Source organism: Xylophilus sp. ASV27 (assembly GCF_016428875.1).
GTDB lineage: Bacteria > Pseudomonadota > Gammaproteobacteria > Burkholderiales > Burkholderiaceae_C > Xylophilus.
The window spans coordinates 26139-41398 of sequence record NZ_JAELTO010000030.1 but is presented as its reverse complement, the minus strand read 5'-3'; the positions used below and the strand labels follow the sequence as shown (position 1 = coordinate 41398).

The 15260-nt window shown below is 69.6% G+C and carries 15 protein-coding genes; 9 read left to right on the top strand and 6 right to left on the bottom strand.

Annotation, left to right across the window (positions count from 1 at the left end; genetic code table 11):
• The 5 genes from JHD63_RS08750 to JHD63_RS08730 form a co-directional block, all read right to left on the bottom strand.
• A partial coding sequence (locus tag JHD63_RS08750; RefSeq protein ID WP_198970366.1) for a sensor histidine kinase N-terminal domain-containing protein occupies positions 1–400 on the bottom strand: 400 nt, incomplete at its 3' end.
• A gap of 73 nt (positions 401–473) precedes the next feature.
• On the bottom strand, positions 474–1148 hold the full coding sequence (locus JHD63_RS08745; RefSeq protein WP_198970365.1) for a response regulator: 675 nt from the start codon (positions 1146–1148) through the stop codon (positions 474–476).
• A 101-nt stretch (positions 1149–1249) separates the two neighbouring features.
• Positions 1250–2065 (bottom strand): substrate-binding periplasmic protein, encoded by an 816-nt coding sequence (locus JHD63_RS08740; RefSeq protein ID WP_198970364.1) that lies wholly within the window; start codon positions 2063–2065, stop codon positions 1250–1252.
• Between the two features lie 245 nt (positions 2066–2310).
• Positions 2311–3651, bottom strand: a complete 1341-nt coding sequence (locus tag JHD63_RS08735) for a GGDEF domain-containing protein (protein ID WP_198970363.1) — start codon at positions 3649–3651, stop codon at positions 2311–2313.
• Between the two features lie 177 nt (positions 3652–3828).
• On the bottom strand, positions 3829–4311 hold the full coding sequence (locus JHD63_RS08730) for a MarR family winged helix-turn-helix transcriptional regulator (RefSeq protein WP_198970362.1): 483 nt from the start codon (positions 4309–4311) through the stop codon (positions 3829–3831).
• A gap of 144 nt (positions 4312–4455) precedes the next feature.
• Here JHD63_RS08730 and recA point away from each other — a divergent pair, with 144 nt between their 5' ends.
• The 3 genes from recA (at position 4456) to JHD63_RS08715 (ending at position 7077) form a co-directional block, all read left to right on the top strand.
• The gene (gene recA, locus JHD63_RS08725) at positions 4456–5517 is read left to right on the top strand and encodes a recombinase RecA (protein ID WP_198970361.1); all 1062 of its coding nucleotides are present in this window, start codon (positions 4456–4458) and stop codon (positions 5515–5517) included.
• Between the two features lie 98 nt (positions 5518–5615).
• Positions 5616–6068 (top strand): recombination regulator RecX, encoded by a 453-nt coding sequence (recX, locus tag JHD63_RS08720; protein ID WP_198970360.1) that lies wholly within the window; start codon positions 5616–5618, stop codon positions 6066–6068.
• A gap of 67 nt (positions 6069–6135) precedes the next feature.
• The gene (locus tag JHD63_RS08715; RefSeq protein WP_198970359.1) at positions 6136–7077 is read left to right on the top strand and encodes a bestrophin family protein; all 942 of its coding nucleotides are present in this window, start codon (positions 6136–6138) and stop codon (positions 7075–7077) included.
• 106 nt (positions 7078–7183) lie between these two features.
• Here JHD63_RS08715 and argC read toward each other — a convergent pair whose 3' ends face one another.
• Positions 7184–8107 (bottom strand): N-acetyl-gamma-glutamyl-phosphate reductase, encoded by a 924-nt coding sequence (gene argC / locus JHD63_RS08710; RefSeq protein ID WP_198970358.1) that lies wholly within the window; start codon positions 8105–8107, stop codon positions 7184–7186.
• A gap of 197 nt (positions 8108–8304) precedes the next feature.
• Here argC and sucC point away from each other — a divergent pair, with 197 nt between their 5' ends.
• The 6 genes from sucC to JHD63_RS08680 all read left to right on the top strand — a co-directional run bounded on the left by sucC (position 8305) and on the right by JHD63_RS08680 (position 15057).
• On the top strand, positions 8305–9465 hold the full coding sequence (gene sucC, locus JHD63_RS08705) for an ADP-forming succinate--CoA ligase subunit beta (RefSeq protein ID WP_198970357.1): 1161 nt from the start codon (positions 8305–8307) through the stop codon (positions 9463–9465).
• 9 nt (positions 9466–9474) lie between these two features.
• On the top strand, positions 9475–10368 hold the full coding sequence (gene sucD, locus JHD63_RS08700) for a succinate--CoA ligase subunit alpha (RefSeq protein WP_198970356.1): 894 nt from the start codon (positions 9475–9477) through the stop codon (positions 10366–10368).
• A gap of 147 nt (positions 10369–10515) precedes the next feature.
• A complete protein-coding gene (locus JHD63_RS08695) occupies positions 10516–11205 on the top strand; it encodes a TerC family protein (protein ID WP_198970355.1) in 690 nt (229 codons plus the stop codon).
• A 52-nt stretch (positions 11206–11257) separates the two neighbouring features.
• Positions 11258–12043 (top strand): PP2C family protein-serine/threonine phosphatase, encoded by a 786-nt coding sequence (locus JHD63_RS08690; protein WP_198970354.1) that lies wholly within the window; start codon positions 11258–11260, stop codon positions 12041–12043.
• A gap of 42 nt (positions 12044–12085) precedes the next feature.
• Entirely contained in the window at positions 12086–12793 is a 708-nt protein-coding gene (locus JHD63_RS08685; protein ID WP_198970353.1) for an FHA domain-containing protein, read from the top strand.
• A gap of 26 nt (positions 12794–12819) precedes the next feature.
• A complete protein-coding gene (locus tag JHD63_RS08680; protein ID WP_198970352.1) occupies positions 12820–15057 on the top strand; it encodes a CHASE2 domain-containing protein in 2238 nt (745 codons plus the stop codon).
• Positions 15058–15260: the final 203 nt, after the last annotated feature.

Below are 15260 nucleotides of genomic sequence, written 5' to 3'. Positions count from 1 at the left end.
CCCCCCCCCCCCCCCCCCCCCCCCCCCCCCCCCCCCCCCCCCCCCCCCCCCCCCCCCCCCCCCCCCCCCCCCCCCCCCCCCCCCCCCCCCCCCCCCCCCCCCTTTTTAGATGTGTATAAGAGACAGCCTGGTAGTAGACCGTGTCGGCATCGTCCGCGCGCAGCAGCTCGCTGGCCGGCTGCGGCAGGTTGAACTGCACCCGGCCGTCCTGCCAACTGACGAACTGGGCCAGCGCATGGGCGTTGTATTCGAGCGCCCGGTCGAACGGCTTGTTGGCGATGCCCTGCGCCACCAGCCAGGTCAGCGCCAGGCTCACCGGCCACAGCAGCAGCAGGGGCGTGAGCATCCAGTCGAGGATCTCGCCAAAGAGCGAGCGCTGCTGGCGCTGGAACAGTTTCAAGATGGTTTCTTGAGGGAAATATGCCTGAAGCCAAGGTAGATTCTAGGCTTTATGCTACGTTTTATGTAGCATTTCAACCCGGGATCTTTTCCAGGCAATAGCCCAGGCCGCGCACCGTGGCGATGCGGATCGGGCCCTTCTCGATCTTCTTGCGCAGGCGGTGGATGTAGACCTCGATGGCGTTGTTGCTGACCTCCTCGCCCCACTCGCACAGGCGGTCGACCAACTGGTCCTTGCTCACCAGGCGCCCGGCGCGCTGCAGCAGCACCTCCAGCAGGCCCAGCTCGCGCGCCGACAGTTCGACCATGCGCCCGTCGATGGTGGCGACGCGGCCGGCCTGGTCGTACTGCAGCGGGCCGTGCCTGATGGTGTTGCTGGTGGCGCCCATGCCGCGCCGGGTCAGCGCGCGCACCCGCGCCTCGAGTTCCTGCAGGCTGAAGGGCTTGGCCATGTAGTCGTCGGCGCCGAGGTCCAGGCCCTTGACGCGCTCCTCCACGCTGTCGGCCGCGGTCAGGATCAGCACCGGCAGGCTGGAGCCGCGGCCGCGCAGCTTGCGCAGCACCTCCAGCCCGTGCAGCCGGGGCAGGCCCAGGTCGAGGATCAGCAGGTCGAACTCGTCCGTGGTCATCAGCGCGGCGTCGGCTTCGCTGCCGTTGGCCACGTGGTCCACCGCCGCGCCCGAGGCCCGCAGCGTGCGCAGCAGGCCATCGGCCAGCACCTGGTCGTCTTCGGCGATGAGGATCCGCATGTCTTGTCTCCTTGGCTGCACCGGGCGCGCGCCGGGGCAAATTCTAGGGCGTGTCATCCTTCATTCCGCCCCCGCGAAATGAAGGATGACACGCCCCATGCTCAGGGTTTGCTCTTGGGCGGAGCGGGCACTGCGTGCGGCGCATCCGGCTCCGGCACGGCGCTGCCGGGCAGGCCCGCGAAGGCGCGCTGCACGGCGCCTTCGGCGCTCAACTGCGCGAAGGCCTCTCGCGTGCGCTCCACCAGCGCGGGGGCGGTGCCGCGGCTGTACGCCATGTAGAGCCCGCCGGTCAGCTCATCGAGCGTGAGCACGCGGACCAGGCCGGTGCAGCGCGGCCGCGTGTCGCGGCACAGTTGCTCGGCGTCGATCTCCGCCAGCGGCAGCAGGTCCACCTGTCGCGCCAGCAGCCGGCGCATGCTTTCCGGCTCCTGGGCCGATACCGTCAGGCGCGTGAAGCCGCGCTTGCGCAGGTACTCGTGGCGCAGGTCGTCGCGCACCACGCCCACCACGTAGCGCTGCGCGTCGGCCAGGCTGGCGACGCGGATGTCGCTGCGCTCGGCCAGACGGTACAGGTGGTACTGTATGCGCAGCACCTCGGCCGTCCAGAGGAACAGCGGCTCGCGCTCCGGCGTGCGGGCGATCAGGTAGATCAGCACGTTGGGCTCGTTCAAGGCCTTGTCGTAGGCGCGCGCCCAAGGGTAGAGGTCGAGCCGGTAGTCGTGGATGTCGGCGCGCTCCAGGGTCGCGCGCACCAGGGCGGTGGCCGGGCCGGGCGTGGTGCCGTTCTCGTCGAAGGTATAGGCCGTGGCCTCGGTCACCACGCGCAGGGCCTGCGCGCCCGCAGCCCCGCCGATGCCGGCCAGCAGCAGTCCGCAGGCGGCGCGCCGCAGGAATCGAAGGCGGTATGCATCCGGCATGTCAGTCCTCCAAGGCGCTGCGCATCAGGCGCACAAAGGTGCCAAAGGCCGCGCGGCAGGCCATGCCAGGGCATCCGCGGAACCGGCTGCGCCGGTCCGCAGGAGAGGTCTTGCAGACCGCGCCGGGCCAGCGGCCCGGCCCTTCGCCAGTCACGAAAGGTCCACCGGACCTTTCGTGTACGGGCTCAGCCCCCTCGCAGGGGGAAGGCGAAGACGCGCAGCGCGCAGCCTGGGGGTGGTTCATGTCACCCACTGGCCTGGTTGCGGCCCCGGTGCTTGGAGCGGTAGAGGGCCGCGTCGGCCTCCTGGAACAGAGCGGCGAAGTCCGGCGTGCCCTGAGGGTCGTACTGCGCCACGCCCACGCTCAGCGTGATATGCGGCGCCACCTCGGAGGCTCCGTGGGCGATGTCGAGCCGGGCCACCGCATCGCAGATGCGCTGCGCCAGCGCCCTGCCCTGCGCGGCCTGGGTGTCGGGCAGCAGCACGGCGAACTCCTCGCCGCCGATGCGCGCGACCAGCTCGCCGGCGCGGCTGGCGCAATCCCGCAGGGTGCCGGCGATGCGCACCAGGCTGGCGTCGCCCGCGGCATGGCCATGGCGGTCGTTGTAGCGCTTGAAGTAGTCGAGGTCGGCCAGCAGCAGGCACAGCGGCCGCCCGCTGCGCCGCGCGCGCTTGAATTCCGTGGCGGCGGCCTCGTCGAAATGGCGGCGGTTGGCCAGGCCGGTCAGCGGGTCGGTGCGCGACAGGGTCTGGAGCTGGTGGTTGGCGGCTTCCAGCTCGACGGTGCGGGCCTGCACCAGCTCGGCCAGTCGGTCGCGGTGGCCCGCCAACTCGTGCTCGTAGCGTTGCTGGCGCCGCAGGTGGTCCGACAGGTTGGCCTGCAGGTGGTTGACGCCGGCCTCCAGCTGGCTCAGCTCGTCGCGGCGTCCGGCAGGGCGCTGCAGCACCAGCGGGCGATCGAGAGTCTCGGCGCTGAGCTGCTCCAGGTGTTCGGCGATGCGCCGCACGTGCTGCGTCACCAGCCGGCTGAACACCAGCACCACCAGGCTGGCCAGCAGCAGCGACTGGATCAACTGGGTCAGCCCGATCGCGAGCGCCTCGCGCTGCAGGCGCGACCAGAGCACGCGCTCGTCGCCATACAGCGTGAGCAGGCCCACGGTCTCCTGCCTTCCGGCGAATGGAACGTGCACCAGCTCGACACGCCGCGTCGGCGCCATCCGCGACGACTCCCAGCCCTCGCGCTGGCGGCTGAAGGTCTCGGTCGGCCGGTTGTCCGAGGTGACCACCAGTTCCACCCGGCCCACCGGCTCCGCGCTCGCCAGGCTGCCCACGTGCACCTGCAGCGCCTCGCGGTCCATGTCCCAGACCGAGCGCTCCAGCGCCGGCTGGAACACCTGCTCCAGCAGGCTCAGGTCGGCCGCCATCGAGGCGATGCCGCCGCGCCAGGCGGACCAGGTGCGCGCCGCCACGGTCACCAGCGTGAACGCCAGGCAGAAGCCCAGCGTGGCGAGCATCAGCCGGGTGCCCAGCGCCAGCCGCGCCGTGGCGCCGCGCGCGGGAGAAGGGGCATGCGCGACACCCGTCATTGCCGGTGCGGTGCCCCGCGGGCGCGGCGGCGAGGCAGCGCCGCCGCGAGGGGGAGGGGAGAGAGCGTCAAAAGGGCCATGCGAGCGACGATGGTGCTGTCCAAAGGGTAACCCGTGGGGCGGCCGCCGTGTTCCCTTTCGGGGGGTGAGATGACGGATGACAAGCCCGGCAGCCTCCTAGCGTGCATACACCTCCAGCCCGAGCCGCACCACGGTGGCGACCTCGGGCCCGACCTCGGCGCGGAATTCGGCCTCGGCCTGCTCCACCGCGCGGCGGAAACCGGCCAGCCAGTCCAGTCCGGCCGGCGTGAAGCGCACCAGCCGCGCCCGTGCGTCGCGCGCGTCGGGCCCGCGCTCCACCAGGCCCCAGGCCTCGCACTGGTCGACCAGGTCGCCCATGGCCTGCTTGCTCATGCCGGCGGCGGCGGCCAGGTCGGTCAGGCGCGAGCCCTGCAGCGCCAGGTGGCGCGTGATGTGCACGTGGGCCGCGCTCACCTGCGCGTGCGCCGCCAGGTGGGACAGCGCCAGCGGCACCGCCTCGTCATGCGCCATGCGCTCCAGCACGCGCGCGTCGAAGCGGCGCAGCGCCTCGCCGAGCAGGCGCCCCAGGTGGCCCTGCCGCCAGCCGTCGTCCGGCGTGGATCTGCTCGTTTCGTTCATGCGCAAATGGTAAGGCAAACTGATCAAAAAATGGGTTTACGGGAAGGTACGTCCTGTCTACACTACTGTTCAAGCATCCAGGCTGTGCATTGAGTCAGTGGCCTGGGTTTCTGCAAGCCGTTGATCCTCCAGGAGATTTTTCACATGGACGCTCCCGTCAAGAATGCCGCCGCCGCTGCCGAGAAAGCCAAGGCCCTGCAGGCCGCGCTGGCCCAGATCGAGAAGCAGTTCGGCAAGGGCACCATCATGCGGCTCGGCGAGGGCGAGGTGGTGCAGGACATCCAGGTCGTCTCCACCGGCTCGCTCGGCCTGGACGTGGCGCTGGGCGTGGGCGGCCTGCCGCGCGGCCGCGTGGTCGAGATCTACGGCCCGGAATCCTCCGGCAAGACCACCCTCACCCTGCAGGTGATCGCCGAGATGCAGCGCCAGGCCGGCACCTGCGCCTTCGTCGATGCCGAGCACGCGCTCGACACGCAGTACGCCCAGAAGCTCGGCGTGAACCTGCAGGAACTGCTGATCTCCCAGCCCGACACCGGCGAGCAGGCGCTGGAGATCGTCGACAGCCTGGTGCGCTCGGGCGCGGTGGACCTGATCGTCATCGACTCGGTCGCCGCGCTCACGCCCAAGGCCGAAATCGAGGGCGACATGGGCGACAGCCTGCCCGGCCTGCAGGCGCGCCTGATGAGCCAGGCGCTGCGCAAGCTCACCGCCACCATCAAGAAGACCAACTGCATGGTCATCTTCATCAACCAGATCCGCATGAAGATCGGCGTGATGTTCGGCAGCCCCGAGACCACCACCGGCGGCAATGCGTTGAAGTTCTACGCCTCGGTGCGCCTGGACATCCGCCGCATCGGCTCGATCAAGAAGGGCGACGAGGTGATCGGCAACGAGACCAAGGTCAAGGTGGTCAAGAACAAGGTCAGCCCACCCTTCAAGACGGCCGAGTTCGACATCCTGTTCGGCGAGGGCATCAGCCGCGAGGGCGAGATCATCGACATGGGCGTGGAGGCCAAGATCATCGAGAAGTCCGGCGCCTGGTACGCCTACCAGGGCGAGAAGATCGGCCAGGGCCGCGACAACGCCCGCGAGTTCCTGCGCGAGAACCCCGCGTTGGCGCGCGAAATCGAGAACAAGGTGCGCGAGAGCCTGGGCATCGCGCTGCTGCCCGCCGACCTGGTGCCGGCGGCCGCCGCAGCCGAATAAGGACTGCGTTTTCCAAGGAAAAAGTGGCTGTAGCCCAGGTAGTACCTGGGCATTCAGCTATATTTTATATAGCATCCGCCTGCCGCAAGCGAGCCGCCATGGCCTTCGGTCAGCTATCCCTCAAGGGCCGTGCCCTGCGCTACCTCTCGGCGCGCGAACATTCGCGCGCCGAACTGCGGCGCAAGCTCGCGCCCCATGAAGAAGAGCCCGGCGCCATCGAGCGCGTGCTGGACGAACTCACGGCCAAGGGCTTTCTGAGCGAGGCGCGCCTGGTCGAGTCGGTGGTGCACCGGCGGGCCCAGCGCCTGGGCGCCGCGCGCATCCGCCAGGAACTGCAGCAAAAAGGCATCGCGCCCGAGGCCATGGCCGCGGCGCTGGCGGGCCTCCAGGACTCGGAACTGGCGCGCGCCCGCGCCCTCTGGCAGCGCCGTTTCGGCGCGCCGCCGGCGGATGCGGCCGAGCGCGCCCGGCAGACGCGCTTTCTGGTGGCGCGCGGTTTCGCGCCCGAGGCGGTGCGTCGCGTGCTGGCCGGCGGCGGGGGCGAGGACTGAGCATATGCGGGACAATCGCGGGTTTTTCCTGGTGGCCCATGCCTGACCGCGCGATGGCCTCGTTCCCATGATTGTCCGCAATCGCCCCTCCGGGCTGAAGATGTTCCTGCTGCTGCGCGGTTCGGTGCTGCCGCGCATTGCGCCAGCCCTGCTGCTCAACCTGCTGGTGGCCGTGCTGGTGACCGTGGCGCACGGCAGCCTCGGCCAGCTGAAGATCCCGATCGGCACCGTGCCCTTCACCCTGATCGGCCTGCCGCTGGCGATCTTCCTCGGGTTTCGCAACAACGCCGCCTACGACCGCTTCTGGGAGGCGCGCAAGCTCTGGGGCGAGGTGATCCTGCGCAGCCGCAGCCTGGCGCGGCAGTGCCAGAGCCTGATCGCCGGCGACGGCCCGGCCGAACTGCGCCAGGGCCTGGGCGACCTGCGGGTGCGCATGACGCTGCGCGCCGCCGCGTTCGCCCACGTGCTGCGCCACCAGTTGCGCGGCACCGACGCCGCCGACGACGTGCGGCGGCTGCTGCGCGAGGCCGAATGGCGCGGCGCGCAGTCCTGCGCCAACCGGCCGCACTACCTGCTGATGCGCATGGGCGACGACCTGCAGGAGGCGCTGCGCGGCCGGCGCATCGATGCCTGCCTGGCCGCCAGCGTGGACGCGACGCTCTCGGCGCTGGCCGGCGCCGCCGCCTCCTGCGAGCGCATCCACGGCACGCCGGTGCCGTTCTCGTACAGCCTGCTGCTGCACCGCACCGCCTACCTGTACTGCTACCTGCTGCCCTTCGGGCTGGTGGACTCGATCGGCTTCATGACGCCCTTCGTGGTGGCCATCATCGCCTACACCTTCTTCGGCCTGGATGCGCTGGGCGACGAGATCGAGGAGCCCTTCGGCACCGAGGCCAACGACCTGCCGCTGACGGCGCTGTGCCGCACGCTGGAGATCGACCTGCGCGAGTCCCTGGGCGACCCCGACCCGCCGCCGCCGCTCAAGCCGGTCGGCTACTACCTGGCCTGAGCCGCCGCCATGCGCGGGATGCCGCGCAACCGGCTCCGCCGGGCCGCAGGCACCGCCCCCGGAAGGGGGGCGGCGAAGACACGCCGTGCGACGCCTGGGGGAGGGCTCAAACCCCGAGCATGAGGCGCAGGTTCTGCACCGCCGCGCCGCTGGCGCCCTTGCCCAGGTTGTCGAGCCGGGCGATCACCACGGCGTGGCGGTGGCCCTCGTTCGGGAACACGCGCAGCTCCAGCCGGTTGGTGTCGTTGAGCGCCAGCGCGTCGAGCTTGCCGTCTTCGGTCGGCGGCAGCACCCGTACGAACTGCTCGGGCGTATTGCTCCGGGCATAGTGCGCGGCCAGCGCGTCGTGCAGGTCGCTGGCTTTGGGCTTGCCCGGCAGCAGGTCCAGGTGCAGCGGCAACTGCACCAGCATGCCCTGCCGGAAGTTGCCGACCGAGGGGACGAACACCGGCCGGCGCGTGAGCCCGGTGTAGCGCATGATCTCGGGGATGTGCTTGTGCGAGAGGCCCAGCGCATAGGCCTCGAAGGCCGGCGCGTGGCCTGCCTCGTAGGCTTCGATCATGGCGCGCCCGCCGCCCGAGTAGCCGCTGACCGACGGCAGCGCCACGGGGAAATCCGGCGGCAGCAGGCCGGCGTCCACCAGCGGGCGCAGGATGGCGATGGCGCCGGTGGCGTAGCAGCCCGGGTTGGCCACGCGCTCGGCGGCGGCCACGGCCTCCTGCTGGCCCGCGACCAGCTCGGGAAAGCCGAACACCCAGCCCGGCGCCACGCGGTGCGCGGTCGAGGCGTCGATGATCTTCGGGCGGCGGCCGGGCAGCGCGTCGACCATGGCCACGGTGTCGCGCGCCGCGTCGTCGTGCAGGCACAGCACCACCAGGTCCACGCCGGCGATCAGTTCGCGCTTGGCCGCCGGATCCTTGCGTCGCTCGGGCGCGATGCTCACCAGTTCGACCTGCGGCATCTGCTGGAGCCGCTCGCGGATCTGCAAGCCGGTGGTGCCGGCTTCGCCATCGATGAAGACCTTGGACATTCCTGTGGGTTCCTGCGCAGTTCCACGCCGTGGACACGGGGGCCGGAGCGGCCGGGGGCGTGGAGTCGCCCATGATACAGTTCGCGGCTGCTGTGCCCCATGCCCGCTGCCAGCACAGGTTTCTTGCTCAACGCATCTCCCATCTGCTTCTCCGGCCGCCGGGTCCGCCGTCCATCCTTTCTCCTGAGAGAGCCCTCATGAAGATTCACGAATACCAAGGCAAGGAAATCTTGCGCAACTTCGGTGTGCCCGTGCCGCGCGGCATCGCTGCGTTCACGGTCCAGGAGGCGGTCGAGGCCGCCCAGAAACTCGGCGGCCCGGTCTGGGTCGTCAAGGCCCAGATCCATGCGGGCGGCCGCGGCAAGGGCGGCGGCGTGAAGGTCGCCAAGAGCATCGAGGACGTCAAGCGCATCGCCGGCGAGATCCTGGGCATGCAGCTCAAGACCCACCAGACCGGCCCCGAAGGCCAGAAGGTGCGCCGCCTCTACATCGAAGACGGCGCCGACATCCAGAAGGAGTACTACGTCTCCATCGTGACCGACCGCGCCACGCAGAAGCTGGCGTTCATCGCCTCCAGCGAAGGCGGCATGGACATCGAGGAAGTGGCGCACGCGACGCCCGAGAAGATCATCACCGAGTTCATCGACCCGCTGGTGGGCTTCACCGCCGAGCAGGCGCGCAAGGTCGCCGCCGGCATCGGCCTGCCCGCCGAGTCCGCAGAGCAGGCCGTGGACATCTTCCAGAAGCTCTACAAGTGCTACATGGAGACCGACGCGTCGCTGGTGGAAATCAACCCCCTGAACCGCGACAGCAAGAACAGGCTCACCGCGCTGGACGCCAAGTTCAACTTCGACTCCAACGCCCTGTTCCGCCACCCGGAAATCGTCGCCTACCGCGATCTGGACGAGGAGGACCCGGCGGAAATCGAAGCCTCCAAGTTCGACCTGGCCTACATCAGCCTCGATGGCGACATCGGCTGCCTGGTCAACGGCGCGGGCTTGGCCATGGCCACCATGGACACCATCAAGCTGTTCGGCGCGGAGCCGGCCAACTTCCTGGACGTGGGCGGCGGCGCCACCCCCGAGAAGGTCACCGAAGCCTTCAAGATCATGCTCAAGAACCCCAAGGTCAAGGCCATCCTGGTCAACATCTTCGGCGGCATCATGAAGTGCGACACCATCGCCACCGGCGTCATCACCGCCTGCAAGGCCGTGAACCTGCAGGTGCCCCTGGTCGTGCGCATGAAGGGCACGAACGAAGAACTCGGCAAGAAGATGCTGGCCGAATCCGGCCTGCCCATCATCAGCGCGGACACCATGGCGGAAGCGGCCCAGAAGGTCGTGGCGGCGGTCAAGTAAGGAACAGTCATGTCGATCTACATCAACAAAGACACCAAGGTCATCACCCAGGGCATCACCGGCAAGACCGGCCAGTTCCACACGGAAAAGTGCCAGGAATACGCCAACGGCAAGAACTGCTTCGTCGCCGGCGTGAACCCGAAGAAGGCCGGCGAGTCGATCTTCAACATCCCGATCTACGCCTCGGTCAAGGAAGCCGCCACGCAGACCGGCGCCACCGTCTCGGTGATCTACGTGCCGCCCGCGGGCGCGGCGGCCGCCATCTGGGAAGCCGTCGAGGCCGACCTGGACATGGCGATCTGCATCACCGAAGGCATCCCCGTGCGCGACATGCTCGAGGTGCGCAACAGGATGAAGGCCAAGGAAGCCGCCGGCGGCAAGAAGACCCTGCTGCTGGGCCCCAACTGCCCCGGCTTGATCACGCCCGACGAGATCAAGATCGGCATCATGCCCGGCCACATCCACCGCAAGGGCCGCATCGGCGTGGTCAGCCGCTCCGGCACGCTGACCTATGAAGCCGTGGCGCAACTGACCGAGATCGGCCTGGGCCAGTCCACGGCCGTGGGCATCGGCGGCGACCCGATCAATGGCCTGAAGCACATCGACGTGATGAAGGCCTTCAACGACGATCCGGAGACCGACGCGGTCATCATGATCGGCGAAATCGGCGGCCCGGACGAGGCTGAGGCGGCCCGCTGGTGCAAGGACCACATGAAGAAGCCGATCGTCGGCTTCATCGCCGGCGTCACCGCGCCTCCGGGCAAGCGCATGGGCCACGCCGGCGCGCTGATCTCCGGCGGCGCCGACACGGCCGACGCCAAGCTCGCCGTGATGGAGGAGTGCGGCTTCAAGGTCACGCGCAACCCGTCGGAAATGGCCAAGCTGCTCAAGGCCATGCTCTGAGACGCCGAAAGCCTTTCCTGACCGGGCCGTAAGCAGAATTACGCATCTGCATCGGCCCGGGGGGCTTCTACACTCCGCTCTACAAGAAAGAAGCGCTCCGGGGCACACTGGCCCGGAGCGCTTCTTCATTCATAACAGGAGCAACGGATGGATATCCTCAATAGTCCCGACTTCTGGATCGGTCTGCTCAAGATCGTCTGGATCAACATCATTCTCTCTGGCGACAACGCCGTGGTGATCGCCCTGGCCGCGCGCTCGCTGCCGCCGCACCAGCAGAAGCTGGCGGTGTTCTGGGGCTCGGGCGCCGCCGTGGTGCTGCGCATCGCGCTCACCGTGGTGGCGGCCAAGCTGCTCGCCCTGCCCTACCTGCAGATCGTCGGCGGCTGCCTGCTGCTCTGGATCGGCGTGCAACTGCTCGGCGACGAGGACGAGGGTGAGGGCGAATCCAAGGAATACGGCAACCTGATGACCGCGGTACGCACCATCCTGATCGCCGATCTGGTCATGAGCCTGGACAACGTCATCGCCGTGGCCGCGGCCGCGCAGGGCAGCATGCTGCTGCTGGTGCTGGGCCTGGCGATCAGCATCCCGCTGGTGATCTTCGGCAGCACGCTGATGATCAAGCTGATGGAGCGCTTCCCCATCATCGTGCTGCTCGGCGCGGCGTTGATCGGCTGGGTCGGCGGCGAAACCATCGTGGGCGACAGCGCGCTCGGCGGCGTGATGGAAGGCCGGCACTGGCTGCACTATGCGGCCGCCGCCGCGGGCGCCGCATTCGTGGTGCTCATAGGCAAGACGCTGCAGGCGCGCGGCGCACGATCGGCCGCCGGCGCCTGAGCACACCAGGCGGACCGGCTTGTCGGCTGCGGCGCACGACCGGTCTGCCGCGATGCACTACCAGTTCCACGCACTCTCCGATACCGGCCGCGTCCGGCAGAACAACGAAGACGCCGTGCTGCACGATGCGTCGCTCGGTCTGGCGCTGCTGGCCGATGGCATCGGTGGCTACAACGCGGGCGAAATCGCCAGCGGCATCGCCGTCCGCACCGTCCATGCGGCCTTCGGTCTCTGGCGCCAGACTAGGCCCGGCAAGCCGACGGTGTGGGAACTGCGCCGCGTCCTGCGGCGCTGCGTGGCGCAGGCCAACGGCGCGATCATGGAGGCCGCGCGCAGCCACCCCGGGTACCAGGGCATGGGTACGACCCTGGTGCTGGGCGTGTTCCTGGACCGCCGCATGCTGGTCGGCCACATCGGGGATTCGCGCTGCTACCGCCTGCGCGGCGGACGCCTGCGCCAGCTCACCCACGACCATTCGGTGCTGCAGGAGGAACTGGACGCCGGACGCATCCGCCGCGAGGATGCGGCGGACGCGGCCTTCCGCAACCTGGTGACGCGTGCGCTCGGGGTCGACGCCGGTATCCGGCTGGAGCTGTCCGCGCACGCGGTGGAGCCTGGTGACCGCTATCTGCTGTGCTCCGACGGGCTGACCGACATGCTCGACGACGGCGCCATCGGCCGCCTGCTGGCCGCCGGTCTTCCGATGGACGGCAGCGCCGAGGCGCTGGTGCGGGCCGCGAATGCCGCGGGCGGGCGCGATAATGTCAGCGTGGTGCTGGTGCAGGCGGAGGGGCCGCCCCGCACGCCTGGACGCATCGCCCGCTGGCTGGGCATCTAGGCGGCGCCCGGGCCACGCAAGCAACCGGATCAGGAGTCGGGCATGGCCAAGCTGTTGTTGTCGCTCGAAGGCGTGGCCCTTCGGGAAGTGGTATTGGTCAAGAAGCGCACCACCCTCGGCCGAAGGCCCTACAGCGACGTCGTGATCGACAACCTCGCCGTCAGCGGCCAGCACGCCGCCCTGCATCTGGGAGCAGACGGAGAGCTTGCGATCGAGGACCTGCGCAGCACCAATGGCACCTTCGTCAACGGCGCGCGCGTCGAGCGCCAGGTGCTGCGCCACGGCGACATCATCGGCATCGGCCAGTACCAGCTCCGTTTCGAGCACGACGCGCGGCTGCCGCCGGCCGACGTGGCGGCCGCGCCTGCGCCTGCCAAGGCCGCGGCGCCCGCCGGCGTGCCTGCGGCGACCGAGCCCGAAGGCGGCCAGCCGTCGCTCTTTGCCGAAACCGCCTTGGCGGATGAGGCATTGGCAACGGCTTCCCGGACACCCACCATCGAGGTGCTGAGCGGCGCCGCGGCGGGCCGCAAGCTGGCCCTCCACAAGGTTGTCACGACCATCGGCAAGTCCGGCATCGGCATCGCCGCCATCACGCGTCGGGGGCGTGGCTTCATCCTGAGTTGCGTCGAAGGCGGCGCCGTGCCGTCCATCAACGGCGCGCCCCTGCAGTCCGGTCCTGTGGCGCTGCAGAACGGCGATCTGCTGGAAATGGCCGGCGTACGCATGCAGTTCAGGCACGCGCTCGGCTGACGTCTTTCCGTGCCGGCACCGCCTCCATGGGAGCGCTGTCCTGCCATTGGCTGCGCATGGGCATCGCGCTCCTGCCCATGGGTATCGGGCTGCTGCATGCCCTGGGCATGGTGGAACTGCCTCCTGTGCGCCGGCTCGACGAGGCGCTGTACGACCTGCGCGTGCGCGCCACCATGCCGCGCACGCGCGACGAGCGCATCGTCATCGTCGACATCGACGAGAAGAGCCTCGACGCGCTGGGCCACTGGCCCTGGGGGCGGGACAAGCTTGCGCGGCTCGTGGATGAACTGTTCGAGCGGCAGCAGGTGGCGGTGCTCGGCTTCGACGTGCTGTTCGCCGAAGCCGACGACAGCTCCGGGCTGCGCAGCCTGCAGCAACTGGCCCATGGACCCCTGCGCCAGCAGCCGGGATTTGCCGGGCAATTGCGGCAACTGGAGCCGCAACTCGACCATGACCGCCGCTTTGCCCGCGCCCTGGCGCAGCGGCCGGTAGCCCTGGGCTACTACTTCACCAGCGACCGCGAGGGCCACACCAAGGGCACGTTGCCGGCGCCGGTTCTGCGCGGCGAAGGCCATGCGGCGCCGCCGCGCATCCGGGCGCTGTCGTGGGACGGCTATGGCGCCAACCTCGCCAGCCTGGGCGTGGCCGCGCCGCACGCCGGCTTTTTCAATGCCATCGCCGATGCCGACGGCGTGGTGCGCGCCCTGCCGGTGCTGGCACAATACCAGGGCGACTACTACGAATCGCTGGCGCTGGCCGTGTTCCGCCTCTGGCTCGGCGGGCCCGAGGTGCTGCCGGTCCTCGCGCCTGGGCCGCGGCCGGACCAGCCCCAGGTGCTGGAACGCGTGCTGCTGCACCAGGGCGAGCGCCTGCACTCCGTGCCCGTGGACCGGCGCGCCGCCATACTGGTGGCCTACCGGGGACCGGGCGGCGCGCAGGGGGGCTCGTTCCGCTACGTATCGGCCTCGGGCCTGCTGGCCGGGCGCCTGCCGCCCGGCGAACTCGCCGGAAAGATCGTGCTGGTGGGCAGCACCGCGCCGGGGCTGCAGGACCTGCGCGTGACGCCGGTCGGCGAAACCTATCCCGGGGTGGAAACGCATGCCAACGTGATCTCGGGCCTGCTCGACGGCCGCAGCCCGGTGCGGCCCGACTATGCGCTCGGGTACGAGGTACTGGCCCTGCTCGCGGCCGGTCTGCTGCTCGCCTGGGCGCTGCCGCTGCTGTCGGTGCCGGCAGGCGCGGCGCTGGCGCTGGCCCTCGCGGCGGCGCTGGCCGGGCTCAACTTCTGGCTCTACCGCACGGCGGCATGGGTGCTGCCGCTGGCCGCGCAACTGCTGGCGGTCGGCTTCGCCTTCAGCCTCGACATCGCCTATGGCTACTTCGTCGAAACCCGCTCCAAGCGCCAGTTGGCCAGGCTGTTCGGCACCTACGTTCCGCGCGAACTGGTGCAGGAGATGCTCAAGCAGCCCGGCCGTTACAGCATGCAGGCCGCCAGCCTCGAGATGACCGTGATGTTCTGCGACATGCGCGGCTTCACCGCCCTGTCGGAACGCATGGGGCCGCTGGCGCTGCAGGCGCTGCTCAACAGCGTCTTCAGCCGGCTCACCGAGACCATCCGCGCCCACCGCGGCACCATCGACAAGTACATGGGCGACTGCGTCATGGCCTTCTGGGGCGCACCGGTGCCAGAGCCCGCGCACGCGCGCCTGGCCGTGGAGGCGGCGCTGGCGCTGGTCGACACCGTGCAGCGGCTCAACACCGAGCACCGCGTCCGCGGCCTGCCGGAGATCGGCGTCGGCATCGGCCTCAACACCGGCAGCATGTGCGTGGGAGACATGGGCTCGGACCTGCGGCGCAGCTACACGGTGGTGGGCGACGCGGTCAACCTGGGCGCGCGGCTCGAAGGCCTGTCCAAGCTCTATGGCGTGGCCATCGTCGCCAGCGACAGCACGCGCCGCCAGGCCGGCGAGGGCTTTGGCTGGCGCGAACTCGATCTGGTGCGGGTCCAGGGCAAGCAGCAGGCCGTCGCCGTCTTCACCCCGCAGGATGCGCCCGCAACGTCCGAAGCCGAAACGGCCTGGTCCGCCATGCTCGACGCCTACCGCCGCTGCGATTGGGACCGGGCCCTGAATCTGCTGCAGCGCCACCCTCCCGCGCCGGCGCGGGAGGCGCTCCATGCGCTCTATCTGGAACGCATCGCCGCCGCCCGGCAATCGCCCCCGCCAGCGGATTGGGACGGCGCGGCTCGCTTCGATGCAAAGTAACGCTTGCCTTGAAGCGTGCCGCTGGCCTCGCCATGTCGAGGGGGTGACAAAATTGTCAAGCCGCGCCCCGCGATTGGCAAAAGGTGGCAGCTGCGACGTGCCGGACTTGTCGGAATCCACGTGTATGGATGTGAAACGAAGTGCAAGCGGCTTGGCATGGAAGCTGCTGCGCTAGGCGCTCCCACTTCCAACATCTCCAGGAG